Source organism: Rhizobium sp. CF142 (assembly GCF_000281145.1).
Classification (GTDB): Bacteria; Pseudomonadota; Alphaproteobacteria; order Rhizobiales; family Rhizobiaceae; genus Rhizobium.
In genome coordinates, this window is the sequence record NZ_AJWE01000022.1 from 75,892 (window position 1) to 98,770 (window position 22,879).

A 22,879-nucleotide genomic window follows, 5' to 3' on the forward strand; every position below is an offset into this window, starting at 1 on the left:
TGACGATCTACCCGGAATGCAAAAAAGGCGCCCGATCGCTCGGGTGCCTTTTTCTTGTCACGCGATCAGCAATCAGAACTCTTCCCAACTATCCTGGGCAACAGCCGCTGAGCCGCGGGACTGGGCAACGGCCCGGCGCGGTGCCGGAGCGGCCGCGCGTGGTGCCGGCGCAGCCGGTGTGCGCATCTGCTGTGCGGTGGAGCGCAGTGCTGTCGCGGCATTTCCCTGGCCGGAGACGCGGAAGCGGGTGACCAACGTCTTCAGTGTCTGAGCCTCGTCGTTCAGCGTCACGCTGGCTGCAGTGGTTTCTTCCACCATCGCGGCGTTCTGCTGCGTGACCTGGTCCATCTGGTTCACGGCCTGGTTGATTTCCTTCAGGCCGATGGCCTGTTCGCTGGCCGAGGCCGAGATCTGACGGATGAGGCCGTTGATGCCCATCACCTGCTCGGCAATCTTGTGCAGCGTCTCGCCAGCGCGGCCGACGAGACCGACGCCTTCCTTGACCTGGACGGCCGAGGTGTTGATGAGTGTCTTGATCTCCTTGGCGGCATTCGCCGAACGCTGAGCGAGTTCCCGGACTTCCTGTGCGACGACTGCAAAGCCCTTGCCTGCCTCACCGGCGCGGGCCGCTTCGACACCGGCGTTCAGAGCCAGAAGATTCGTCTGGAAGGCGATCTCGTCGATGACGCCGATGATGCGCGAAACTTCCGTCGAGGACTGTTCGATACCGTGCATGGAGGCAATCGCCTTCTGCACCACTTCACCTGATTTCTCGGCGTCTTCGCAGGCGAGATTGACGTTGTCGGCTGCCGTACGGGCGTTCTCGGCGCTGGAATTGACCTGGGCGGTCAGCTCGTTGAGCGCTGCTGCTGTCTCCTCCAGGCTTGCCGCCTGCTGCTCGGTACGCTTGGCAAGGTCGGAGGCGCTGTTGCTGATTTCGCCCGTACCGGAGCCGATATTGACGACGCTGAGGCTCATCGTGTTGATGGTTTCCTCGAGGCTTGCCAGAGCGGCATTGAAGTCCTGCTTCAGCTTGCCGTATTCGCCGGGGAATTCCTCTGTAATGCGGTGGCCGAGATTACCCTGTGACAGTTCGGAAAGGCCTGCACCGACGATCGAGACGATGTGACGCTGCAGGTTGACCGATTGTTGGCGTTCCGATTCCGAGCGACCGCGTTCGGTTTCGGCCGCGAGGCGCTGGTTGTCGGCCTCGGCTTCGAGACGCCGCGTATCGGCAAGCGCGAAGCGGAAGCCTTCGAGAGCCTTGGCGACCGAGCCGATTTCATCGGCACGGTTCTGGCCGGCAACCGTTTCGTCGTATTTTCCGTCGCTCAGCGCCTTGACGCTGGAAACGAGGCCAGCGAGCGGACGCTGAACAAGCGAGCGGACGGCGAAGTAAAGGGCGAGCAGCACTGCGCCGAGCACGATGATGCCGTTGATGACCATCATGAAGGTCTGGTCCTGAACCGGAGCATTCATCGCCGTGTGCGGGACGTCGACCAGCACGACCCAGTTGGCGTTCAGGCCGGGAACTGCGAAGGGATAGACGACACGGTCGAAGGGATCGAGGCCATCGAAGCTGAGGTTCTTGACGAGGCCGACCTTCATGGACGAAAGCGCAGCCTTTACGTCAGCCGAGCCGGGATTATCGCCATAGGGCTTCGACATCAGGTTGGGGGTCGGAGCGACGATCCAGTTGCCGTTCTGGGCGATCAGCGTCACACGGCCGGAGCCGAAGGGGCGCAGCGCCTGCACCTTGTCGGTGAGCGACTTCAGCGAAATATCGACGCCTTCCACACCGATCATCTTGCCGCCGGACATGACCGGATAGGCAATCGAAGTCAGCAGGGTCGGAACGTCGGTGCCTTCGGCGAGGTAGGGCGCCGTGATCGCGCCCTTGCCGCTGTCGGCGGCGAGTTTCCACCATTCGGCCTTGTAGTCATTGTCGAAAGTCGAGAACTGGATGTCACCGGTCCTGTTCTTCGACCAGTAAGGCGTGAAGGCTCCAACCTTGTTGGTGCCCTCGTCATTGTTGTTGGCGATTTCCGTGGTCTTGCCGTCGAAGGCGCCAAGTTGCTCGCAGAACCAGCTGCCGAAGGCGAAAGCGTTCTGTTCGAGATTGGCCTTCAGAACGCTGATGATGCCCTTGCGATCGAGTATTTTGCCTTCATGCCCGCGTCCGACGACGCCCGACATGGTGCGGGCAGCGCTAGCAAGCTCGCCGACATTGGCTGCAATCTCGTTGGCGATCGACTTGGCTTCCGAATTGGCCTGGTCCAGCGTCAGGGTCTGGACGCGGCTACGGGTCTGGTCGATGAGGAAGAGGTTCGAAACGACAAGCACCAGTGCAATGGCGGCACCGGTAATGACGATGAGCTTCGCCGCAAGCGATTTCATTCTGAAAATGAACATAGGTTCCTCGGGGCAAGGACGCACCGAAGGGCCATTCTCCGGCGCAGCGGGTAAGGCACGCTCTATCATGGAGCAGCCATGGGGGGCCGCCTCGAAGATGAGCGAGGTGGCGATCGCCCGAAGGATCGCCAGAAACCTCTTAAATTTGAATGAAATTCGCTATGTTTCGGCAGCAAATCCGGAACGCCACCCCAAAACTAGAGGAGGCTTTTCATCGGTTGTTCGCAGCTGGACTGGACTATATTCTGTCTGCGACTTCGGCTGCGAGAGGAATGGAGGGTTGTGCCCCCGGCTTCAGGCAGGCGAGCGAGCCGGCAACCGCTGCACGGCGCAGCGCCGAGTTGAAATCCAGTCCCTCATCGAGGCTTGCTGCGAAGTAACCGCAGAACGTATCGCCGGCGCCGACAGTATCGACGGGCTCGATGACGAGGCCCTGCGCGCGGGAAATCTGACCATCCCGGATCGCGATGACTCCATCGCCGCCGAGCGTAACGATCAGCGTCTGGCCGGTCTCGGCATGCAGGCGCTCCAACGCCGCCTCACGGTCGCCGGCACTCATGTTCTCCTGTCCCGCCAGCCGCTCGAATTCGGTCTCGTTGGCAATGATGATGTCGGCCAGCCGACCGAGTCGCGGCGCATCCGGAATGAGCGGGGCAAGATTGAGAATGCTGGTGATGCTCTTGGCGCGAGAGGCAGCAAGCGCGCGCTCGACCGCTTCGACTGGAATTTCGAGCTGCAGCATGAGTATATCGCCCTCGTTCATGGCGTTGACGGCAGCCTCGGCGTTGTCGCCGCTCACCTTGCCGTTCGCGCCGGGAATGACCGCGATCATGTTCTCGCCGTCGCCACCGACAAGAATGAGGGCTGTGCCGGTCGGCCCCTCGACACGGTCGACGAGGGATAGGTCGGTGCCTGCGCCGTCGAGCAGTTCAAGGGCGCCCTCGGCAAAGGCATCCTTGCCGACAGCGCCCGCCATATGGACATAGCGGCCTGCTCGCCGGGCGGCGAGCGCCTGATTGGCGCCTTTGCCGCCGGCAGCCGTTGCAAAGCTATTGCCGGCAACTGTTTCGCCGGGCTTCGGCAGGCGCTCGGTGGTGGCGATAAGGTCCATATTGATGGAGCCGAAAACTGTGATCATGGCATGTCCGTCCCTTGCTTCGGGCCGCGACACTGCCGAAGCGATCACTCCTCGTCAACCACCCTGAGCTTGAGCAATCCAGTTCGGCTTTCGACGGATTTCGCCACCGGCTCGTTCTCGCGGGCCGGCTTGCTGTCGCCGCCTTCGAACTCCAGCGCTTCGATCTTCGCGCCGCGCTTGGTGAGCTTGTCCGCCGAGGTAATGATCTGGTCCACGTCGCGTTGCGTCTGGGAAAAATGTCCCTGCAGTTTACGTACACGCTCGTCGAGCCGGCCGAGATCGTCCATGAGGAGGGCGACTTCTCCCTGAATGACATGCGCCTGCGCCCGCATGCGCTGGTCTTTCAGCACGGCCTGAATGACCTGGATTGACAGCATCAAGAGCGAAGGCGAGACGATAACGATGCGCGCACGGTGCGCCTTCTGCACGATCCCTTCGAAATTTTCGTGAATTTCAGCGAAGATCGATTCCGAGGGAACGAAGAGAAAAGCCGTCTCCTGCGTCTCGCCTTGGATCAGATATTTCTCGGAAATATCCTTGATGTGAACTTCCATGTCACGGCGAAACTGCTGGCCGGCAAGCTTACCGGCATCCGCGCCGCCTGCATCGCGGATCGCGTTCCACGCCTCGAGCGGAAATTTGGCATCGATGACGAGCGGCGGTGCCCCATTCGGCATTCTGATCGTGCAGTCCGGTCGCGAGCCGTTGGAAAGCGTCTGCTGGAAGGCATAGGCGCCCATCGGCAGGCCATCGGCGACGATCGTTTCCATACGCGACTGGCCGAAAGCCCCACGCGTCTGCTTGTTGGAAAGAATAGCCTGCAGCCCGACGACATCCTTGGCGAGCGTCTGGATATTGTTCTGGGCAACATCGATCACCGCCAGGCGCTCCTGCAGCTTCTGCAGGTTGTCATGTGTTGATTTCGTTTGCTCGGTCAGCGTCGAGCTCATGCGCTGTGACATGCCGTCAAGCCGCTGATTGATCGCGTGATTGAGCTCGGCCTGCCGTGCACCGAAGACCTCCGTCATGGTCGAGATACGTCCCTGCATCTCCGCCTGGATTTTCAGAAGCTCAGCCATGCGCGCCTCGCTTTCGGCGGCGCGAAGATTGGCCTCCTCCGCCTCTTCGCGACGGATGCTGGCATTGCGAAAGGCAAACACGATTGTCACGAGAATGAGAACGGCGAGAGCGCCGCCAGCAAGGGCAAGCACGCCGGGGCTCAGTATCGGCAGGGAAATGGTGAGTGAGTCGGATGTCATGGTCATGCTGCACCATAACAAAATAAGCGGCAATATCCAGATCAAAACGTGAACAATCCACGCCATATCACCAATGCGAATGACGCTAATTTGCTGTAACGGAAGAAAAATCAGGCGCGCACTTAACGATTGCTAAACCATATTCGCCAAATCTGGCGCTGCAATTTCCCTCCGCATTCGCGCCAGATAGAGATCCCCCATGACTTCCCACCAGACCGACAATGCCCTCAGGCAGCGCCTTGACTTCATTGAGCTTGACGATGAGGCGCGCAAGAACCTGCGGGAGCTGCGACCGGCGATCTCGGAGCTTCTCGGCGGCGCACTCGACAAGTTCTACGGCAAGCTTGCCAAGACCCCGGCGGTCGCAGGTTTCTTCTCCAACAAGGCCCATATGGGCCATGCCAAGAAGCGCCAGCAGGAACATTGGGGCAACCTTTCGGGCGGCAATTTCGACGAGAGCTATGTGAATGGTGTTACGGCCGTCGGCCGCACCCATGCCCGCATCGGCCTAGAGCCGCGCTGGTATATCGGCGGCTATGCGCTTGTCATGTCGGAGCTCGTCCGCGGCCTCATGGAAAAGCAGTGGCCATCGCTCTTTGCCCGCCAGCAGGGAAAGGCGCTTGCCGAAAAGCTGACCGCCGTCATCAAGGCGGCGATGCTCGACATGGATTATTCCATCTCCGTCTATCTGGAAGCGCTCGAGGAAAAGCGCCGCGCGCTGGAAGAAGAACGCACCCGCTCAGAAGCCGATCAGGCGTTGGCACTGGAACATCTGCGCCGCGGCCTCGAAGCACTGTCGCGCGGCGACCTCGAAGCAACGCTTCCCTCCGATCTGCCCGGGAATTTTCGCCAAATGGCCGAAGACTATAACAGGGCCGTCAACGCTCTTCGCGAATCTTTCACGTCTGTCCGCACCACGTCCGGCCACATTCTCGAAGGTGCCGATGTGATGTCCAAGGCGACGGACGACCTCGCCTTGCGCACAGCGCAGCAGGCGGCTGGCGTCGAAGAAAGCTCGGCTGCGCTGCAGCAGCTCTCCGTCAGCGTCAGTCAAACCGCCGCCAACGCCGAAAAGGCGTCCGGCGCCGTGCGCGAAACGCAGGAGAAAGCCAAGAATTCCGGCGAACTCGTCACCAGCGCCGTTTCGGCCATGGCGGGTATCGAGAAGTCCTCCACCGAAATCGCCAAGATTATCGGCGTCATCGATGAGATCGCTTTCCAGACCAACCTGCTGGCACTGAATGCCGGCGTCGAAGCTGCGCGCGCCGGTGATGCCGGCAAGGGCTTTGCTGTGGTCGCGCAGGAAGTCCGTCAGCTTGCCCAGCGCACGGCCGATGCCGCCAAGGCGATCAAGAACCTGATCTCCGAAAGCTCGACACAGGTGAACGAGGGCGTCAACATTGTCAGCAGCACCGGCGAGGCGCTAAGCGACATGATCAGCCGTATCGACATCATCAACAGCTTCGTTGCCGATATTGCGGCTGCCGCCCGCGATCAGGCGACCGGCGTCAACGAGGTGAGCGTGGCGATCCGCAACATGGACACGATCACCCAGCAGAATTCCGGCATGGTCGAGCGTACGTCTGCCGAGACCCGCAGGCTGAAGGATGGGGTCGAGAACCTCATCGAACTGCTGCAGCGTTTCCGCGCTCGCGCCGAAGGTCGGCAGGTTGCCGGTACTGCCCGCCGCGCGGCCTGAAAAATCCAGGCAAAATCCGGGCAGGCGCTGCAAAAAACCGCAATCCCTGCCCGGCGGATAATTCCCTAGTTTGAAAAGATGGGTTATGGGAACGCCATGACCATCAAGCCACTCATCATTCTTCCCGATCCCGTTCTCCGTCAGGTTTCCAAGCCGATCGAGCGGGTCGACGCCGATCTCCAGCGCCTTACGGACGATATGCTGGAAACCATGTATGACGCACCGGGCATCGGCCTTGCCGCAATCCAGGTCGGCGTTCCGCGCCGCATGCTGGTCATCGATCTTTCGAAGGAAGGCGAGGAAAAGCAGCCGCTCGTCTTCATCAATCCGGAGATTGTCAGCTCCTCGGATGACCGTTCCGTCTATGAGGAAGGCTGCCTTTCCATTCCCGACTATTATGCGGAAGTCGAACGTCCCGCGAAGGTCACCGTCAAATATCTGGACCGCGAAGGCAAGGAACAGAGCGTGGAGGCCGACGGTCTCCTGGCGACCTGCCTCCAGCACGAGATCGACCACCTGAATGGCGTGCTCTTCATCGATCATATCTCGCGGCTGAAGCGCGAAATGGTCATCAAGAAGTTCACCAAGGCTGCCAAGTCCAAGGTACTCTGAGCGACCCGCAGCGGTGCGTACGAATGATTTCGAGCGGGCTTGATTGTGAGCCCGTAAACCCGTTTGAAGACGGTTGATCCTCAATTGGCGAGATAGAATGTCTCTTCGTATCGTTTTCATGGGAACGCCCGACTTTTCCGTCCCGACGCTGCGCCTGCTCGTCGAAGCCGGCCATCAGATCGTGGCTGTCTATACTCAGCCGCCGCGGCCGGGCGGACGGCGCGGGCTCGACCTCCAGAAGTCGCCAGTACATCAGGCGGCCGAGCTGCTCGGCCTGCCGGTCTTTACGCCTGTCAATTTTAAAGATCCTGAAGAGCGTGAGCGCTTCCGTGCGCTGGGTGCCGATGTCGGCGTCGTCGTTGCCTATGGCCTGCTGCTGCCCGAGGCCATCCTGACCGGCACGCGTTACGGCTGCTATAATGGCCATGCCTCGCTGCTGCCGCGCTGGCGCGGTGCTGCTCCCATCCAGCGGGCGATCATGGCCGGCGACGAGAAGACCGGCATGATGGTCATGAAGATGGACAAGGGCCTCGATACCGGCGATGTCGCGCTGACCCGCGAAGTCGAGATCGGCCCGAACATGACTGCTGGCGAACTGCACGACCGCCTGATGCAAACAGGCGCAAAGGCGATGGCTGAGGCCATGGTCAAGCTGGAGATGGACGATCTGCCGCTGACCCCGCAGCCGGCCGAAGGTGTGCTCTATGCCGCCAAGATCGACAAGGCGGAAACGCGTATCGATTTCAGCCGCGACGCCAAGGACGTTCATAACCATATCCGCGGCCTCGCACCTTTCCCGGGCGCCTGGTTCGAACTCGAAAGCAATGGCAAGGCGGAGCGCGTCAAGGTGCTCGGCTCCGAACTTGCGGCGGGTGAGGGCGCAGCCGGTGCACTTCTGACCGATGGTCTCGTCGTCGCCTGCGGGGCGGGCGCCGTCCGCCTCACGAAGCTTCAGAAGGCCGGCGGCAAACCGCTCGCCGCAGCCGACTTCCTGCGCGGCACGCCGCTTGCTGCGGGCACGAGGCTCGTCTGATGCCGCGATACCGCATGATCGTCGAATATGACGGCGGCCCCTATGTCGGATGGCAGCGACAGGACAACGGACCCTCGGTGCAGGGCGCGATCGAAAAGGCGATTTTCTCGGCAAGCGGCGATACCGTGTCCGTCCGCGGCGCGGGCCGCACCGATTCCGGCGTCCACGCCATGGGGCAGGTCATCCATGCCGACCTTTCGAAGGACTGGTCGCCCTTCAAGCTGCAGAATGCACTGAATGCCCATCTGAAGCTTGCGGGTGAGAAAGTGGCGATCCTTGATGTCGAGACCGCGAGCGAATTCTTCGACGCCCGCTTTTCCGCACTCCGCCGGCACTATCTCTACCGCATCATCAGCCGCCGCGCTCCGTTGGCGCTGGAAGCGGGCAAGGCCTGGTGGGTGCCTAAGATATTGGATCACGAGGTCATGCATGCCGCAGCCCAGACGCTCGTCGGCAAGCATGATTTCTCGACTTTCCGTTCGGCTCACTGCCAGGCAAACAGCCCTGTGCGCACCCTCGATCGGCTGGATGTGACCCGTAGCGGCGAACTGATCGAGATCCGTGCCACCGCCCAGAGCTTCCTGCACAACCAGATTCGCTCCTTTGCAGGAACGCTGAAGCTCGCGGGAGAGGGCAAGTGGACACCTGACGATGTACGGGCAGCGTTGGACGCGCGCGACCGTAAGGCCTGCGGCCCCGTAGCGCCGCCCGACGGGCTCTATTTCATGCAGGTGGATTATCCGGAGGTGATCATCGACCGGCGCAAACAGGCCGATGAAAACGATAACGACGACGATCTATCGTAATCCGGCCTACGGCGCGTATCAGGATCTTCGCCAAGGAAGAGGGTGAAGTCGTCAACCGATTACCCCGGAGAGACGCCGAGGAAGTTGAACAGATATTCTGACACTATCATCGGCGGCACCATAAGCGCCAAAGTGAGCCCGCCGACCGTTAGAACTTGCCCGTGGCAGATCATCCGCAGAACACGCGCCAGCGCGAAGATTTGTGCGAGCGCATTAACTAGGAGCAGCAATCGTACGATGTCGATTGAACCTGGCATGAAAAAGACAAGCGCCAGCAGCAATCCATTGATGTAAGCGAGTGGCACGCTGAGCCAATTGACACTGACGATGACAGGCGCGAAACGCTCCCCCATGCGCAAGGCAAACAATAGCAGGCCAGCAAAGATCAGCGGCACGATCCAGCTGCTGAGTTCGATCAGCCCTAGCCGGAAATAGAAGGTAAACCCGACATCAGCCTCTGGCGGCATCGATCTTAGATAGCCGTTGCGTAACGTAAGCCAGGTGATTCCCGTTGGCGGCAGGCACCAGATGATCGCCCAGAAGGATCGGTTGACCCCGCGATCCGATATGTCGAGGAAGCGAAAACCGCGCGGATCGAGCTTGATCAGCAACCAGATGCCGGCGAGATAATATTGGACCTCTCTAAAGCCCGGCATTCTCAAACCAACGCTCAATGAAGGTCTCGTAGATCGCCGTCAGCGTCTCCAGATCCGCAACGGCGACCCGTTCGTCGACCATGTGCATGGTCTGGCCGACAAGGCCGAATTCCACGACCGGGCAATAATCCTTGATGAAGCGCGCATCCGAGGTGCCGCCTGTGGTCGACAGCGCCGGCGATGCGCCTGTGACGGTCTCGACCGCCGAGGACAGCGAGGCGATCAGCGCATTGTTGCGCGTCAGAAAAACATGGCTCGGGCGGTCGGCCCAGATGATCTCATATTTCACCGGCTCGCGATCCGGCCGCAATGCACCGTCCGCAGCTGCCGCATCGAGGCGCCGGATGATGTCAGCTCGCAGCGTATCGGCCGTCCAGGTGTCGTTGAAGCGGATGTTGAAGCTCGCAGAGGCCCTGGCCGGAATGACGTTTGTTGCCGGATTGCCGACATCGATGGTTGTCACTTCGAGGTTGGACGGCTGGAAATTGTCGGTGCCGGCGTCGAAGGGCGGATCCATGAGCGCCTGGGTCAGTTGCAGCATGCCGCGCACCGGATTATCGGCAAGATGCGGATAGGCCGCATGCCCTTGCACGCCGTGCACGACGATCTTGCCGGACAGAGAACCGCGCCGGCCGATCTTGATCATGTCGCCGAGCTTGTTCGGATTGGTTGGCTCACCGACGACGCAGGCATCCCATGTCTCGCCGCGCTCCGCCGCCCACTGCAACAGCTTGATCGTCCCGTTGATCGACGGGCCTTCCTCGTCACCTGTGATCAGGAGGGAAATCGAGCCCTTCGGTGCGCCATGCTTTTCGACATGCCGGGCAACGGCGGCGGCAAAGCAGGCAATGCCGCCCTTCATATCGACCGAGCCGCGGCCGAACAGCTCGCCATTGGCGATCTCGGCGGCAAAGGGGGGATGCGTCCAGGCACCTTCGTCACCGACGGGCACCACATCGGTATGGCCTGCAAACATCAGATGCGGCCCCTCGCTACCGAGGCGGGCATAGAGGTTCTCGACATCAGGCGTGCCAGCTTCCTTCGCAACCACTCGGTCGACCTTGAAACCGAGCGGGGACAGCATCGCTTCCAGCGCGGAAAGCGCGCCGCCTTCTGCGGGCGTCACGGACGGGCAGCGGATCAGGGTCTGAAGATTGGCAACAGGATTCGTGGCGGTCATGGCGGTCGAATTATCCGGTGGGAATGGCAAAGGCGTGGCAAGGCGTGAGGCCGCCTCGCCTAAAAGACGCCGATTGTTTACCGAATCAATATCGGGCTGTCATCAATCTCGGAGCAGTTCGTTGATGCCCGTCTTGGAACGGGTCTTCTCGTCGACGCGCTTGACGATCACGGCGCAATAGAGGTTAGGCGCCTGCTGGCCGTTTGCCATCGTCTTGTCTGATGGCAGCGAGCCCGCAACGACGACCGAATAGGGCGGTACTTCGCCATAGCTGATCTCGCCGGTAGCGCGGTCGACGATCTTGGTCGACTTGCCGATGAAGACGCCCATGCCGAGCACCGAGCCTTCACGTACGATGCAGCCTTCGACGACTTCCGAACGCGCACCGATGAAGCAGTTATCCTCGATGATCGTCGGGCCGGCCTGCATGGGCTCCAGAACGCCGCCAATGCCGACGCCGCCCGAGAGATGCACATGCTTGCCGATCTGCGCGCAGGAACCGACGGTGGCCCAGGTGTCGACCATCGTGCCTTCGCCGACATAGGCGCCGAGGTTGACGAAGGACGGCATCAGGATGGCGTTAGGAGCGATATAGGCTGAGCGGCGCACGACCGCATTCGGCACGGCGCGGAAGCCGGCGGCGCGGAACTGATTTTCGCCCCAGCCTTCGAACTTCGATGGCACCTTGTCCCACCAGGTTGCCTGACCGGGACCGCCCTTGACGACTTCCATGTCATTAAGGCGGAAAGACAGCAGCACCGCCTTCTTCAGCCACTGATTGACCTTCCAGGTGCCGTCGGCGCCGCGCTCGGCCACACGTGCCTTGCCCTCGTCGAGCAGGTTAAGAGCCGCCTCGACCGCATCGCGGACCTCGCCTTTGGTCGACGTGTTCACATTGTCGCGATTGTCGAAGGCAGTTTCGACGGTCTTTTCGAGGGATGCGAGGTCGATGGCGCTCATGGGAATTCCTTAAACTTCGATCTTTATCGTGGAGACAGCGGAGTCTCCGGAATTGCGGTTGGCGGGCTGTAACCCGATCTACAGCATGCGCCCGTAAAATGGAATGATTTTTCGGACAAGATCATATCTGGATTCAAGGCGTTATAGCGACATATCCGATCACTTGTGACCGGTGATACTGAAAGGCATTTCGATATGGCAAAGGCAAGAAACGGCGGTGGACGGCGCAAGGACGGCGTCTGGGATCCGTTGAAGAGCAGTTCGAGCGACAGGCAGCGCGCGGAAGCGGTTCCGAAGACGCCGCAGACGCTCTCGCCGGCCTATCGCCTTGCCTATGTGGATGAGGATTTCCTCTGCCGCGAGGAGCTGCGCCCGATCCGCCTGCAGCTCGAACTCCTGAAAGTCGAGATGATGATGGCCGAGCGCGGCATCAAATCGACCGTCGTCATGTTTGGCGGCGCCCGCATTCCGGCCCCCGGCCAGAGCGCCTGGGCAGCCCGCAACGAGACCCAGCGTTCAAACCTCGAAGCTGCATCGGTCTACTACGACGAAGCTCGCAAATTCGCCCGCCTCTGCTCGCGTTATGCAGCCGGTTTCGATTTCCATGAATATGTCGTCGTTACCGGTGGTGGCCCCGGCGTCATGGAGGCGGGAAACCGCGGTGCGGCGGATGAGGGAGCCCCTTCGATCGGCCTCAACATCGTGCTGCCGCACGAGCAGGCACCGAATGCCTATGTGACGCCCGAGCTCAGCTTCAACTTCCATTATTTCGCGATTCGCAAGATGCATTTCATGGTGCGCGCCAAGGCGGTCGCAGTCTTCCCCGGCGGCTTCGGCACGCTGGACGAATTCTTCGAATGCCTGACGCTGATCCAGACCGGCCGTATGGAGCGCATCCCACTGTTGCTCTTCGGCTCGAAATTCTGGCACAGCATCATCAATTTCGAGGCTCTTGCCGAATTCGGGACGATCGCGCCTGAGGACGTGAACCTCATCAGCTTCGTTGATACCGCCGATGAGGCATGGAAGATCGTGCAGGATTTCTACGAGCACCGCGAATAGAGCAGTTCAAGCCAAACTGGTCAGCGGCTTTACGCCCGGCACAAATGAAAAACCCCTCCTCCCGTGGACGGGAAGAGGGCTTCGAGTGAGGGGCAAACCCCTCGCGATATCCAGGGAACGCTTTATTATTCCCTTCAAAGGAAGGGCTGGTCAGGCATGTCGTCGATCGAGATCACGCCGTCCTTGTTGCGGTCCATGCGATCGAAGAACTTGTTGAAGGCGGTTTCCGCTTCCTGCTTGCTGATCTGGCCGTTCTGGTCGGTGTCGATACGCCCCATCATCATGGTGATTGCCATGAAGCGGGCATTGTCATGCATCCAGTGGTGGCCGTCGTGGCCGTGACGGCCATGGTCCTTGTCGTCGCCTGCCTGCGGCGCCACATTCTGATCCGCATCGCCCTGCTTGGCCGAGACCGCTTCACGACGCGCCTTGAACTGTGCTTCGCGGTACGCGCGGATTTCGCCTGGCGTCAGCGAGCCGTCATGGTTGGTGTCGATGGCGGCGAAGATCTTCTCCATGCCATCGGTCGCCTCCTGCTTGGTAATCTGCCCGTCCTTGTTCGTGTCGAACTGTTTCAGCATGCGCACGAAGAGGATTTCGCGGAAGGCCGCGCCACGCGGACCGCCCATCATGCCATGCTCCATTTTTCCATGGTGGCCTGGATGATCAGCCTGATCGCCTGGTGCTGCGAAGCTGGCCCCGGCGGCTGCGCCGAGAAGAAGAACAGAGGAAAGCGCCGTCAGGATAAGCTTGTTGCGGTACATGTCAGTGCGTCCTTTCGTAGGATGTCCCTCGATACGAAAGGTAGGACCGAACCCTGCCACGGCCCAGTTAAACATCTGTAAGATGGATGAAGCTTTGGTAAGTTAGGTCGTAATCTTCTTCAGGAAATCAGCGAGATCGTCGGTGACGAAATCGATGTGGTCGTCCTCGCCGCTCGTTCTCTCCCACCATTCGACGACAGTCTCTTCCAGATTGCGCGGCACGAGCAGAACGGTCTGCATGCCGAGCGCTTTCGGTACGGTGAGATTGCGCGGCAGATCCTCGAACATCGCAGCCTTGCCCGTCTCGACCTTCTTCAACGCCGTGAACTTGTCGTAGGTCGCCTGTGCCGGCTTCGGCAGATAGTCGGCCGCGACGATATCGAAGATGTCGTCGAAATGGTCGAGGATGCCGAGCGCACCGGCCGTCGCCTGTGCATGCTGGACGCTGCCGTTGGTGAAGATGAACTTACGGCCTGGCAGGGCCTTGATCGCATCGGCAAGGTCCTGCTGCGGGGTGAGCGCCGAATAATCGATCGCATGCGCCTTTTCGAGAAAGTCGTTGGGATCCACCCCGTGATGGATCATCAACCCCTGCAGCGTCGTGCCGTGATCGTAGTAGTACTGCTTCTGCAGCTTCCGGGCCTCCTCCTGCTCCATTTGCAGGAGCGCCGAGACATAGGCCGTCATGTTCTTGTCGATCTGCGCGAAGAGATTGACGTGATGCGGATAGAGCGTGTTGTCGAGGTCGAAGACCCATTCGGTCACATGCTCGAAATCGTTTTTGGTAGGTGTGCGGTCGATCTTTGTCATAGCCGCCCTTATGGCATGGTCGCCGCGGGAAACCAAAGGCTTTTGCTTGCAGCTCCTGCCTGCCAAGGTTCTCCCAAAAATGCCGCCAGATTTTCACAACTTCAGAGAGATTTTGGCTGACTTTCGCCATCGATCGCTGGTGACCTCCGCCTGCGTCAGACAGGGGGACCCGCAAGGGTGAAGTCGCATGAAGATTGTTCTGATAAACCCGCCGCATACCGCAATCGGCAGCCGTATTCCCGATGATCATCTTCCACCGCTCGGGCTTCTTTCGGTTGGAGGTCCGCTGATCGACGATGGTCACGCCGTCAGGCTCATCGATGCAGAATTCGGGCCGATGACGGTTGCAGACATTGTCAGCCGAGTGGTGGCTGACAGTCCCGATCTGGTGCTGATCGGCCATTCCGGCTCGACGTCGGCGCATCCCACAGCCCGCGTGATCGCAGAAGCTATCAAGCGCGGCGATCCCAAAATCTCCATCATCTATGGCGGCGTGTTCCCGACCTATCACTGGCGAGAGGTGCTGGCCGAGACCGAGGCATTCGATATCCTCGTGCGCGGCGAGGGCGAGGAAACCATGCGGCGCCTAGCCGATGCCCTGGCGACGAACCGCCCGCCCGCGACCATCCCCGGAATCGCCTTTCGCGATGGCCACGGTGAAATCCTGGCAACGCAGCCGGCACAGGCGATCGCCGATCTCGATGCTTATCGCGTCGGCTGGGAACTGATCGACCATCGCAACTATAGCTACTGGGGCGGCAAGCGTGCCGTCGTCATGCAGTTTTCCCGCGGCTGTCCGCATCTCTGCAATTATTGCGGCCAGCGTGGTTTCTGGACCCGTTGGCGTCATCGTTCGCCGGAGCTTTTCGCCCGGGAGATTGCACGGCTCTATCGCGAAGAGGGCGTCGAGCTCATCAATCTCGCCGACGAGAACCCGACATCCTCGCGAAAAGCCTGGCTGGCCTTCCTCGAAGCGATGATTGCCGAGAATGTGCCGGTGCAGATCGTCGGTTCGACGCGGGCGGATGATATCGTCCGCGATGCCGATATCCTGCACCTCTACCGAAGGGCGGGTGTCGTGCGCTGGCTGCTCGGCATGGAAAACACCGATGAGGCGACGCTTGCCCTGATCAAGAAGGGCGGCGCCAAGGCGACCGACCGGGAAGCGATCCGCCTTTTGCGCCAGCACGATATCCTCTCCATGGCGACCTGGGTCGTTGGTTTCGAGGAGGAGAGGCTGAGTGATCTCTGGCGCGGCTTCCGGCAGTTGCTCTCCTATGATCCCGACCAGATCCAGGCGCTCTATGTGACGCCGCATCGCTGGACGCCCTTCTTCCGCATCGCTCGCGAGCGGCAGGTAATCGAGACCGATATCCGCAAATGGGACTACAAGCATCAGGTCCTGAAGATGCGGTATCTCAACCCGATCGTGCTGGTCGCCTGCGTCAAGCTGATCGAGGTCGCGGTCCAGGCGCGCCCGAAGGCGCTGCTGCGCATCCTTTTTCATCGCGATCCGGAACAGCGCCATTCCATGCGCTGGTACACGCAGATGGGCCGCCGCGTCTGGTTCCACGAGATCCGCGAATTCCTCTTCCGCCGCCGCCATCTCAAGGAAGGTCCGACGCTTGAGACATTCTGGGGCGCGCCGCAGGATGCGGAGGAGGAATCGATGCTGCGCCCGCAGCGGCATGTGAAGAGCCTCGACGCTGCGGAATAAAATAGACGCCCGATTTTCGGCGGACGACACAGGCGCGGAGTGCTAGAAAGCGGACATGCTTTTCCAACGCCCCGATGATGACACGCTTTATGATGCCCTGATCGCGCGCAGCGCCGATTATGAGGGCCAGGCCTATGTCTGCGTGAAGACGACAGGCATCTTCTGCCGTCTGACCTGCCCGGCGCGCAAGCCGAAGCGGGAAAACACCATCTTCTTCGACACGATCGCCGCCTGCATGCATTCGGGCTTCCGCCCGTGCCAGCGCTGCAAGCCGCTGGAACAGCCGGGCCGCGAGCCGATCGTCGACATGCTGCTGGCGCGGCTCGACAGCGAACCGGAGGTGCGCTGGACCGAAGACGAGCTTGTGCGCAGGGGATATGATCCATCGACCGTCCGCCGCGCTTTCAAGCGAGCGCTCGGCATGACCTTTCACGATATCGTCCGTTATCGGCGGTTGGGCGAGGCGGCCCGGCAGCTCGCCGATGGCGCCCGCGTCATCGACGTGCAATTCGAAGCGGGATATGAATCGGGAAGCGGCTTCCGAGCGGCTTTCCAGCGGCTGGTCGGGAAGGCGCCGGCGCTTTCGCAAAACCGCGAACTGCTCTTTGCCGACTGGTTCGACACACCGCTCGGGCCGATGATAGCAGTCGCCGACAAGACGCATCTACATCTCCTCGAATTTCACGACCGCAAGGCTTTACCGACCGAACTCGAAGCGCTGCAGAAGCGTGTCCGCTCCTCGGTCGCGATCGGTCGCACGCCTGTTATCGACCAGATCGAAACGGAGATCAGGGACTATTTCGAAGGGCGGCTAACCACATTCAAGACGCCGCTGGCACTTGGCGGCACGCCCTTCGAAAAGCATGTCTGGGCAAAGCTTATCGAAATTCCCGTCGGCCAGACGCGCCCCTATGGCGATCTCGCAAGAGAGATGGAAAGGCCGGAGGTGGTGCGTGCCGTCGGCCGCGCCAACGGCGCCAACCAACTCGCGATCATCGTGCCTTGCCATCGCGTCCTCGGCGCGGACGGCTCATTGACGGGTTATGGCGGCGGGCTCTGGCGCAAGCAATGGCTGCTTCGGCACGAGGAAAAAATCAGTGCACATAAGATGGAGAGGACAGCATGAACCAGATTGAGAAGGCCGAGTTTTTCGGCACGCTGCATCGCAAGGGCAATCCCCTTATTCTCTACAACATCTGGGATGCCGGAACGGCCAAGGCTGTGACGGAGGCCGGTGCGAAGGCACTCGCGACTGGAAGCTGGTCCGTCGCGGCAGCCAATGGTTATGGCGACGGCCAGAAGCTGCCAATGGATGTGCTTATCGAGACGGCGCGCTCGATCACGGCCGTCAACGACCTGCCGCTCTCGGTTGATTTCGAAGGCGGCTATTCCACGGAACCCGCCGGTGCCGCGGCCAATGTCGCAAAGCTCATCGAGACCGGCGCCGTAGGGATCAATTTCGAGGACCAGCGCGTCGGCGAGACCGGCCTTCATCCCATCGAAGCGCAAGCAGCACGCATCCGCGCGATCAGGGAAATGGCCAAGGCACGGGGTATCGATTTCTTCATCAACGCCCGCACCGATCTCTTCCTTCAGGAAGGTGACGGCTCCAGGCACGCAGGGTTGGTCGATGCGGCGATCGAGCGCGGCAAGGCTTATGCGGCGGCAGGCGCCAGCGGCTTCTTCGTGCCGGGCCTGATTGAACCGGCCTTGATCGAAAAAGTCTGCGCTGCATCCACGCTGCCGGTCAATATCATGATGAAGGCGGGTGCGCCCGATCCGGCGGCCCTCGCAAGGCTTGGTGTTTCGCGCATCAGCTATGGACCCGGCCCGTATCGGGCCATGATGGAAAAGCTGAAAGAAGCCGCGGCCGCGATCTATTCGGCGATCTGATTATTGTTGGCGAAGCTTTTCTGTGTGGCGATGGCCTGAGCTATGAAATTTCGAATGATGGAAGAGCGCTCGTCACGCCGGGTGGCGAGCGCCAACCGTGCTGTCGGTGCTTCGCCCGCAATTGCAATGTAGCGAACGCCGGGAACATTGATCTTCGTCATGTCCGCCGGGACGATCGAGACGCCGAGACCAACTGCGATCAGGCTGGCGATCGAGGTGATCTGCGGCGCCGACTGGCCGAGCTGTGGTTCAAATCCCGCTCGCCGGCATGCGGCCATGATATCGTCGAAGAAGCCCGCACCCGCCTCGCGTGGAAAGAGAACGAAGCTTTCTCGGGCCAGCGCGTCGAGGCGCAATGTCCGCATCTCGGACAGCGGATGCTTTACCGGAACCACGATGACCATTGGGTCTTCGGCCAGCAGCTGACATCGAACCTGCAACTCATCACCACTACCTGGGCGGATAAAGACAGCGTCTAGCTCTTCCCCATCGAGCCGCTCCAGCAGTTGCGTGGTAGGCGCCTCCTCTAGGCTGAATTTGACGGCTGCATATTTCTCGCGAAAGGCGTTCACGATGGCGGGCACGACCGGATTGAACACCGCAGAGCTGGTGAAGCCGACCCGCAGCCGCCCGCTCTGGCCGCGCGCCGCCCGGAGGGCGGATTGTTTGGCCTGTTCCGCCTGAAGCAAAATCGCCCGGGCTTCCGGCAGGAAAGCACCGCCTGCCTCCGTCAGTTCCGCACCGTTCGACAGGCGGCGGAAAAGGGGTGCGCCAATCTCGTTTTCAAGATCACGTATCTGGTTGCTGAGTGGCGGCTGGCCGATGCCGACCTTCCGCGCGGCGCGCGTGAAATTGAGTTCTTCTGCGACAGCAATGAAATAGCGAAGATGACGAAGCTCCATGTGATACTTTTAAAGTATCGTATTCACCTGTGCAATATATTGGAACTACCTCTCCTGCACCGCCACATGACGGAACGAGCCGCCTCTATGTGACGGTTACGCTAGGACAGGAGTTCAAGATGAGTTCAATCGAAAAGCAGTTTCTCATTACCGGCGTCAGCTCGGGCTTTGGCCGCGCCTTTGCGCAGGCCGCATTGGAGAAGGGGCATCGCGTGGTGGGAACCGTGAGGGATGAGGAAGCTGCAGCCCTGTTCGAGAGCTTGGCGCCGGGTCGTGCAATGGCGGTCCGCCTGGACGTTACCGATATCGAAGCAATCGAACCGGCCGTCGCTGGTATCGAGAGAGCAATCGGCCCGGTGGACGTTCTCATCAACAATGCCGGCTACGGGCACGAGGGGACATTGGAGGAATCGCCGATCGAGGAGATGCGCCGGCAATTCGAGGTCAATGTCTTCGGCGCCGTCGGAATGATGAAGGCCGTTCTGCCGTTCATGCGCCGGCGGCGGGCCGGTCACATCATCAACATCACATCGATGGGCGGGTTCATCACCATGCCGGGCATCGCTTATTATTGCGGCAGCAAATTTGCGCTCGAAGGCATCAGCGAGGTTTTGGCGAAGGAAGTGAAGGCGTTCGGCATCGCAGTCACGGCGGTCGCTCCCGGCTCATTCCGCACCGACTGGGCCGGACGATCGATGATCCGCACCGACAGGAGCATCGCCGACTATGATTCGCTCTTCGATCCTATCCGCAGGGGCCGCGAGGAAAAGAGCGGCAAACAGGCAGGCGATCCTCGCAAAGCGGCCGCCGCCGTATTGGCGCTGGTCGAGGCTGAAAACCCGCCCGTGCATCTCTTGCTCGGCGCCGATGCGCTGACGCTTGTTCGCGACAAGCTGAAGAGCCTGAGTGCTGAAATCGATGCCTGGGAAGACCTGACGCTCTCGACGAGCTTTGCCGAAGCATAAGAAAAGGCGCCCGGAAGGGCGCCTTTTTCGATCAGGGTACGATCAGCGTGCCGACGCCGTGCTCGGTGAAGATTTCGAGCAGCACGGAATGGGCCGTCTTGCCGTTCAGGATAACGACGCCCTGCACGCCCGCCTTGATGGCGTCGATGCAGGTTTCGACCTTCGGGATCATGCCGCCGGAAATCGTGCCGTCGGCAATCAGCGCATGCGCTTCGGCGACGGAAAGCTCCTTGATGAGCTTGCCCTGCTTGTCGAGCACACCGGGCACATCCGTCAGGAACAGCAAGCGGGTAGCGTTCAGCGCGCCGGCGATGGCGCCCGCGAAAGTGTCGGCGTTGATGTTGTAGGTCGCGCCGTCGCGGCCCGGAGCAACCGGCGCGATGACCGGGATCATCTCGGAGCGGGCGAGAAGGTCGAGCAGCGTGCGGTCGACTTCGACAACTTCGCCGACGAAGCCGAGATCAAGCACGCGCTCGATGTTGGAATCGGGGTCCTTGACGGTCTTGCGGGCCTTTTCGGCAAAGACCATGTTGCCGTCCTTGCCGCAAAGGCCGATTGCCCATTCGCCGGTCTGGTTGATCAGCGCAACGATTTCCTTGTTGATCGAGCCGGCAAGCACCATTTCGACGATCTCGACCGTCTTCTGGTCGGTAATGCGCAGGCCGCCTTCGAATTTGGATTCGATACCCATCTTCGTCAGCATCGCGCCGATCTGCGGACCACCGCCATGCACGACGATCGGGTTGACGCCGGACTGCTTCAAAAGGGCGATATCGCTGGCGAAGGCCTTGCCGAGCTCGGGATTGCCCATGGCATGGCCACCGTACTTCACGACGATCGTCTTGTTTTCGTAGCGCTGCATGAAGGGCAGCGCCTGGGCGAGAAGACGTGCCTGGATTTCGCTTTCGGACTCGTTCATGGGGGACCCCGTGGAATTGATCGCGGCCTTTTATCTCAAGTTTTTGACAGAGGGAATAATCCGGCACGCAATAGTTTTTCGTATCTAAGGCCGACCTGGGAACGTGCCAGCGCATATTGAAACTATCGCACTGAAACTACCGTACCGGAAATCGTTCATTCGAGGGCGCCATGACTGGGGATTTTGCAGATTTACTCGGCCGGGTAGCGCTTGGCGACCGCAAGGCCTTTGCCGCGCTCTATAACCAGACCAGTCCGAAACTTCTGGCGATCTGCCTTCGTATTCTTGGAAGCAGGAACGAGGCGGAAGAGGTGCTTCAGGAGGTCTATATCAAGATATGGCAGCGCGCCGGTGCCTTTACGGCTGGCTCCTCGACATCGGTCGCCTGGCTTGCGGCAATTGCCCGCAATCAGTCGATCGATGCGTTGCGGGCGCGCAAGCCGGTCGCCGACGAAATCGACAAAGCGTTCGATCTTGCCGATGCTGGTCCCGATCCTGAAGCGCAAGTCGTGATTAAGGATGAAGGAAGGCGGATTGACACCTGCATGGAAGAGTTGGAAGCTGATCGTGCGGTCGCGGTGAAACGGGCTTATGTCGAAGGGCTGAGCTATCAGGAACTGGCCGATCAGTTTGGTGTCCCGCTGAACACGGTGAGGACATGGCTAAGACGCAGCCTGCTGAAACTGAGAGAGTGCATGGAACGATGACATCGCCCGACAAAAGTAAGGGAGACCGCTCCCGGGATGAGGTTCTCGCCGGCGAATATGTGCTGGGCGTCCTCTCCCTTCAGGATCGCAGGATCGTCGAGGAGCGCATGCGCCGCGACCGGCCGTTTGCCGCCATCGTCAGCCGCTGGGAGGTCAACCTTTCCAGCTTCAACGATGAATATGGCACGGCCGCGCCAAGCCACGAGACCTTCAAGCAGATCGAGGCGCGCCTCTTCGCCAATGCCGAAAGTGAGCCGCGTTTTTCGCACGGCCTCTGGAACTCCGCCGGTTTCTGGCGCTCGCTGACATTTGCCTCGCTTGCGGTCACCTTGGGTGTCATCGCCTTTGCCTCCGGTCTCGTGCCCCAGCCTCCGGCATCGCCGCCGCTGGTGGCGGACCTCTCGGGACAGAACAATCAAGTCAATCTGACGGCCTCCTACGATATCCAGAGCGGCCGGCTGAAGATCGTGCCGGTTGCGGCTGGCAAGCCGGAGGAGAAGTCTCTGGAGCTATGGCTCGTACCGGGTAGCGGGACGCCTCACTCTCTCGGCGTTTTCCGACCGGGCATGAACGGCGAATTGCTGATCCCCACCGATATGCGCAGCCAGATTTCCGATGGCGTGACGCTGGCCGTCAGCCTGGAGCCATTCGGCGGTTCGCCCACACATCAGCCGTCAGGCCCCGTAATCGCCAGCGGTTCGATCCACAGGCCGTAAAATAAAATCATTGTCCTGAAACTCTTCTGCAGCGCCTTCCGTAGTTACTGATATCCGGGCGGCGCAAGGCATAAAGCCGGCGGCTGCGACCGGATGCAGAGGAGAAAAATCATGATCAAGTCCGCATTGCGTGCTGCAGCGCTCGCCGCCACCTTTTCCGCTATCGCATTCGCTGCTCAGGCAAAGAACCCGATAGTCGGCGGTGCTGCGATGTATGCGAACAAGAACATCGTCGAGAATGCCGTCAATTCCAAGGATCACACCACCCTGGTTGCTGCCGTGAAGGCAGCCGGCCTTGTCAGCACGCTGGAAGGCAAGGGGCCTTTCACCGTCTTCGCGCCGACCAATGAAGCCTTCGCTGCCCTGCCGGAAGGCACTGTCGCTACGTTGCTGAAGCCGGAAAACAAGGGCAAGCTCGTCAAGATTCTGACCTGCCATGTCGTTGCCGCCGATGCCATGTCGAAGACCGTCGCCAAGATGATCAAGGACGACGGCGGCGAGCACGACATCAAAACGGTCGGCGGCTGCGTGCTCAAGGCAAAGGAAAGCATGGGCAAGATCACGCTGACGGATGAAAATGGCGGTGTCGCCCACGTCACCATCGCCGACGTCAAACAGTCGAACGGCGTCATCCACGTCGTCGACGAAGTGCTGCTGCCGAAGATGTAA

The 22,879-nt window shown here is 60.6% G+C and carries 22 protein-coding genes; 12 read left to right on the plus strand and 10 right to left on the minus strand.

Going from position 1 to position 22,879, the window contains the following annotated elements:
- Positions 1 to 72: 72 nt before the first annotated feature.
- The 3 genes from PMI11_RS07165 to PMI11_RS07175 form a co-directional block, all read right to left on the minus strand.
- Positions 73 to 2,412, minus strand: a complete 2,340-nt coding sequence (locus PMI11_RS07165; RefSeq protein ID WP_007814980.1) for a methyl-accepting chemotaxis protein — start codon at positions 2,410 to 2,412, stop codon at positions 73 to 75.
- A gap of 238 nt (positions 2,413 to 2,650) precedes the next feature.
- Positions 2,651 to 3,550 (minus strand): ribokinase, encoded by a 900-nt coding sequence (locus tag PMI11_RS07170; RefSeq protein ID WP_007814982.1) that lies wholly within the window; start codon positions 3,548 to 3,550, stop codon positions 2,651 to 2,653.
- Between the two features lie 44 nt (positions 3,551 to 3,594).
- A complete protein-coding gene (locus PMI11_RS07175) occupies positions 3,595 to 4,815 on the minus strand; it encodes a DNA recombination protein RmuC (protein ID WP_007814984.1) in 1,221 nt (406 codons plus the stop codon).
- A 193-nt stretch (positions 4,816 to 5,008) separates the two neighbouring features.
- Between PMI11_RS07175 and PMI11_RS07180 the strand changes: the two genes are divergently transcribed.
- The 4 genes from PMI11_RS07180 (at position 5,009) to truA (ending at position 8,959) form a co-directional block, all read left to right on the plus strand.
- Positions 5,009 to 6,508 carry a globin-coupled sensor protein gene (locus PMI11_RS07180; RefSeq protein ID WP_007814987.1) on the plus strand — a complete coding sequence of 500 codons (1,500 nt, stop codon included), beginning with the start codon at positions 5,009 to 5,011 and terminating at the stop codon, positions 6,506 to 6,508.
- 96 nt (positions 6,509 to 6,604) lie between these two features.
- Positions 6,605 to 7,120 carry a peptide deformylase gene (gene def, locus PMI11_RS07185; RefSeq protein WP_007814989.1) on the plus strand — a complete coding sequence of 172 codons (516 nt, stop codon included), beginning with the start codon at positions 6,605 to 6,607 and terminating at the stop codon, positions 7,118 to 7,120.
- Positions 7,121 to 7,217: 97 nt separating this feature from the next.
- A complete protein-coding gene (fmt, locus tag PMI11_RS07190; RefSeq protein ID WP_007814991.1) occupies positions 7,218 to 8,153 on the plus strand; it encodes a methionyl-tRNA formyltransferase in 936 nt (311 codons plus the stop codon).
- Positions 8,153 to 8,959: a tRNA pseudouridine(38-40) synthase TruA gene (gene truA, locus PMI11_RS07195; RefSeq protein ID WP_007814994.1), complete on the plus strand. Its 807-nt coding sequence runs from the start codon at positions 8,153 to 8,155 to the stop codon at positions 8,957 to 8,959. The genes fmt and truA overlap by 1 nt, the downstream gene beginning before the upstream one ends.
- Before the next feature lie 59 nt (positions 8,960 to 9,018).
- Here truA and PMI11_RS07200 read toward each other — a convergent pair whose 3' ends face one another.
- The 3 genes from PMI11_RS07200 to dapD form a co-directional block, all read right to left on the minus strand.
- Positions 9,019 to 9,615 (minus strand): hypothetical protein, encoded by a 597-nt coding sequence (locus PMI11_RS07200; protein WP_007814997.1) that lies wholly within the window; start codon positions 9,613 to 9,615, stop codon positions 9,019 to 9,021.
- On the minus strand, positions 9,602 to 10,795 hold the full coding sequence (gene dapE / locus PMI11_RS07205) for a succinyl-diaminopimelate desuccinylase (RefSeq protein WP_007814999.1): 1,194 nt from the start codon (positions 10,793 to 10,795) through the stop codon (positions 9,602 to 9,604). Before dapE ends, PMI11_RS07200 begins: the two co-directional genes overlap by 14 nt.
- A 102-nt stretch (positions 10,796 to 10,897) precedes the next feature.
- Complete coding sequence (gene dapD / locus PMI11_RS07210; protein ID WP_007815001.1) at positions 10,898 to 11,755, minus strand: 2,3,4,5-tetrahydropyridine-2,6-dicarboxylate N-succinyltransferase; 858 nt, start codon at positions 11,753 to 11,755, stop codon at positions 10,898 to 10,900.
- A 195-nt stretch (positions 11,756 to 11,950) separates the two neighbouring features.
- Here dapD and PMI11_RS07215 point away from each other — a divergent pair, with 195 nt between their 5' ends.
- Positions 11,951 to 12,817, plus strand: a complete 867-nt coding sequence (locus tag PMI11_RS07215) for an LOG family protein (protein WP_007815003.1) — start codon at positions 11,951 to 11,953, stop codon at positions 12,815 to 12,817.
- A 134-nt stretch (positions 12,818 to 12,951) separates the two neighbouring features.
- Here PMI11_RS07215 and PMI11_RS07220 read toward each other — a convergent pair whose 3' ends face one another.
- Together PMI11_RS07220 and PMI11_RS07225 are read right to left on the minus strand one after the other, a co-directional pair.
- Entirely contained in the window at positions 12,952 to 13,581 is a 630-nt protein-coding gene (locus tag PMI11_RS07220) for a calcium-binding protein (protein ID WP_007815005.1), read from the minus strand.
- A gap of 102 nt (positions 13,582 to 13,683) precedes the next feature.
- Complete coding sequence (locus PMI11_RS07225; RefSeq protein ID WP_007815007.1) at positions 13,684 to 14,391, minus strand: pyrimidine 5'-nucleotidase; 708 nt, start codon at positions 14,389 to 14,391, stop codon at positions 13,684 to 13,686.
- Between the two features lie 187 nt (positions 14,392 to 14,578).
- Here PMI11_RS07225 and bchE point away from each other — a divergent pair, with 187 nt between their 5' ends.
- From bchE to PMI11_RS07240, 3 genes are read left to right on the plus strand one after another with little or no spacing between them, the layout of a single operon-like run.
- The gene (bchE, locus tag PMI11_RS07230) at positions 14,579 to 16,108 is read left to right on the plus strand and encodes a magnesium-protoporphyrin IX monomethyl ester anaerobic oxidative cyclase (RefSeq protein WP_007815009.1); all 1,530 of its coding nucleotides are present in this window, start codon (positions 14,579 to 14,581) and stop codon (positions 16,106 to 16,108) included.
- 55 nt (positions 16,109 to 16,163) lie between these two features.
- Entirely contained in the window at positions 16,164 to 17,234 is a 1,071-nt protein-coding gene (locus PMI11_RS07235) for a bifunctional transcriptional activator/DNA repair enzyme AdaA (RefSeq protein ID WP_007815012.1), read from the plus strand.
- The gene (locus tag PMI11_RS07240; protein WP_007815014.1) at positions 17,231 to 18,001 is read left to right on the plus strand and encodes an isocitrate lyase/PEP mutase family protein; all 771 of its coding nucleotides are present in this window, start codon (positions 17,231 to 17,233) and stop codon (positions 17,999 to 18,001) included. The genes PMI11_RS07235 and PMI11_RS07240 overlap by 4 nt, the downstream gene beginning before the upstream one ends.
- Here the strand turns inward: PMI11_RS07240 and PMI11_RS07245 are convergent.
- On the minus strand, positions 17,986 to 18,903 hold the full coding sequence (locus PMI11_RS07245; RefSeq protein WP_007815016.1) for a LysR family transcriptional regulator: 918 nt from the start codon (positions 18,901 to 18,903) through the stop codon (positions 17,986 to 17,988). The two genes, PMI11_RS07240 and PMI11_RS07245, sit on opposite strands and share 16 nt — an antisense overlap.
- A gap of 119 nt (positions 18,904 to 19,022) precedes the next feature.
- On the opposite strand from PMI11_RS07245, the gene PMI11_RS07250 reads away from it, so the two are divergent.
- Entirely contained in the window at positions 19,023 to 19,868 is an 846-nt protein-coding gene (locus PMI11_RS07250) for an oxidoreductase (protein WP_007815018.1), read from the plus strand.
- A 31-nt stretch (positions 19,869 to 19,899) separates the two neighbouring features.
- Here PMI11_RS07250 and argB read toward each other — a convergent pair whose 3' ends face one another.
- The gene (gene argB, locus PMI11_RS07255; RefSeq protein WP_007815025.1) at positions 19,900 to 20,787 is read right to left on the minus strand and encodes an acetylglutamate kinase; all 888 of its coding nucleotides are present in this window, start codon (positions 20,785 to 20,787) and stop codon (positions 19,900 to 19,902) included.
- 170 nt (positions 20,788 to 20,957) lie between these two features.
- On the opposite strand from argB, the gene PMI11_RS07260 reads away from it, so the two are divergent.
- The 3 genes from PMI11_RS07260 (at position 20,958) to PMI11_RS07270 (ending at position 22,879) form a co-directional block, all read left to right on the plus strand.
- The gene (locus PMI11_RS07260) at positions 20,958 to 21,494 is read left to right on the plus strand and encodes a sigma-70 family RNA polymerase sigma factor (RefSeq protein ID WP_007815027.1); all 537 of its coding nucleotides are present in this window, start codon (positions 20,958 to 20,960) and stop codon (positions 21,492 to 21,494) included.
- Positions 21,491 to 22,210: an anti-sigma factor gene (locus tag PMI11_RS07265; RefSeq protein WP_007815028.1), complete on the plus strand. Its 720-nt coding sequence runs from the start codon at positions 21,491 to 21,493 to the stop codon at positions 22,208 to 22,210. The genes PMI11_RS07260 and PMI11_RS07265 overlap by 4 nt, the downstream gene beginning before the upstream one ends.
- 111 nt (positions 22,211 to 22,321) lie before the next feature.
- A complete protein-coding gene (locus PMI11_RS07270) occupies positions 22,322 to 22,879 on the plus strand; it encodes a fasciclin domain-containing protein (RefSeq protein WP_007815030.1) in 558 nt (185 codons plus the stop codon).

What these genes read in the sequence shown, in the direction of transcription:
- PMI11_RS07165 (WP_007814980.1), bottom strand. Translation starts at nt 2,412, where the DNA reads ATGTTCATTTTCAGAATGAAATCGCTTGCGGCGAAGCTCATCGTCATT.
- PMI11_RS07170 (WP_007814982.1), bottom strand. Translation starts at nt 3,550, where the DNA reads ATGATCACAGTTTTCGGCTCCATCAATATGGACCTTATCGCCACCACC.
- PMI11_RS07175 (WP_007814984.1), bottom strand. Translation starts at nt 4,815, where the DNA reads ATGACCATGACATCCGACTCACTCACCATTTCCCTGCCGATACTGAGC.
- PMI11_RS07180 (WP_007814987.1), top strand. Translation starts at nt 5,009, where the DNA reads ATGACTTCCCACCAGACCGACAATGCCCTCAGGCAGCGCCTTGACTTC.
- def (WP_007814989.1), top strand. Translation starts at nt 6,605, where the DNA reads ATGACCATCAAGCCACTCATCATTCTTCCCGATCCCGTTCTCCGTCAG.
- fmt (WP_007814991.1), top strand. Translation starts at nt 7,218, where the DNA reads ATGTCTCTTCGTATCGTTTTCATGGGAACGCCCGACTTTTCCGTCCCG.
- truA (WP_007814994.1), top strand. Translation starts at nt 8,153, where the DNA reads ATGCCGCGATACCGCATGATCGTCGAATATGACGGCGGCCCCTATGTC.
- PMI11_RS07200 (WP_007814997.1), bottom strand. Translation starts at nt 9,615, where the DNA reads ATGCCGGGCTTTAGAGAGGTCCAATATTATCTCGCCGGCATCTGGTTG.
- dapE (WP_007814999.1), bottom strand. Translation starts at nt 10,795, where the DNA reads ATGACCGCCACGAATCCTGTTGCCAATCTTCAGACCCTGATCCGCTGC.
- dapD (WP_007815001.1), bottom strand. Translation starts at nt 11,755, where the DNA reads ATGAGCGCCATCGACCTCGCATCCCTCGAAAAGACCGTCGAAACTGCC.
- PMI11_RS07215 (WP_007815003.1), top strand. Translation starts at nt 11,951, where the DNA reads ATGGCAAAGGCAAGAAACGGCGGTGGACGGCGCAAGGACGGCGTCTGG.
- PMI11_RS07220 (WP_007815005.1), bottom strand. Translation starts at nt 13,581, where the DNA reads ATGTACCGCAACAAGCTTATCCTGACGGCGCTTTCCTCTGTTCTTCTT.
- PMI11_RS07225 (WP_007815007.1), bottom strand. Translation starts at nt 14,391, where the DNA reads ATGACAAAGATCGACCGCACACCTACCAAAAACGATTTCGAGCATGTG.
- bchE (WP_007815009.1), top strand. Translation starts at nt 14,579, where the DNA reads ATGAAGATTGTTCTGATAAACCCGCCGCATACCGCAATCGGCAGCCGT.
- PMI11_RS07235 (WP_007815012.1), top strand. Translation starts at nt 16,164, where the DNA reads ATGCTTTTCCAACGCCCCGATGATGACACGCTTTATGATGCCCTGATC.
- PMI11_RS07240 (WP_007815014.1), top strand. Translation starts at nt 17,231, where the DNA reads ATGAACCAGATTGAGAAGGCCGAGTTTTTCGGCACGCTGCATCGCAAG.
- PMI11_RS07245 (WP_007815016.1), bottom strand. Translation starts at nt 18,903, where the DNA reads ATGGAGCTTCGTCATCTTCGCTATTTCATTGCTGTCGCAGAAGAACTC.
- PMI11_RS07250 (WP_007815018.1), top strand. Translation starts at nt 19,023, where the DNA reads ATGAGTTCAATCGAAAAGCAGTTTCTCATTACCGGCGTCAGCTCGGGC.
- argB (WP_007815025.1), bottom strand. Translation starts at nt 20,787, where the DNA reads ATGAACGAGTCCGAAAGCGAAATCCAGGCACGTCTTCTCGCCCAGGCG.
- PMI11_RS07260 (WP_007815027.1), top strand. Translation starts at nt 20,958, where the DNA reads ATGACTGGGGATTTTGCAGATTTACTCGGCCGGGTAGCGCTTGGCGAC.
- PMI11_RS07265 (WP_007815028.1), top strand. Translation starts at nt 21,491, where the DNA reads ATGACATCGCCCGACAAAAGTAAGGGAGACCGCTCCCGGGATGAGGTT.
- PMI11_RS07270 (WP_007815030.1), top strand. Translation starts at nt 22,322, where the DNA reads ATGATCAAGTCCGCATTGCGTGCTGCAGCGCTCGCCGCCACCTTTTCC.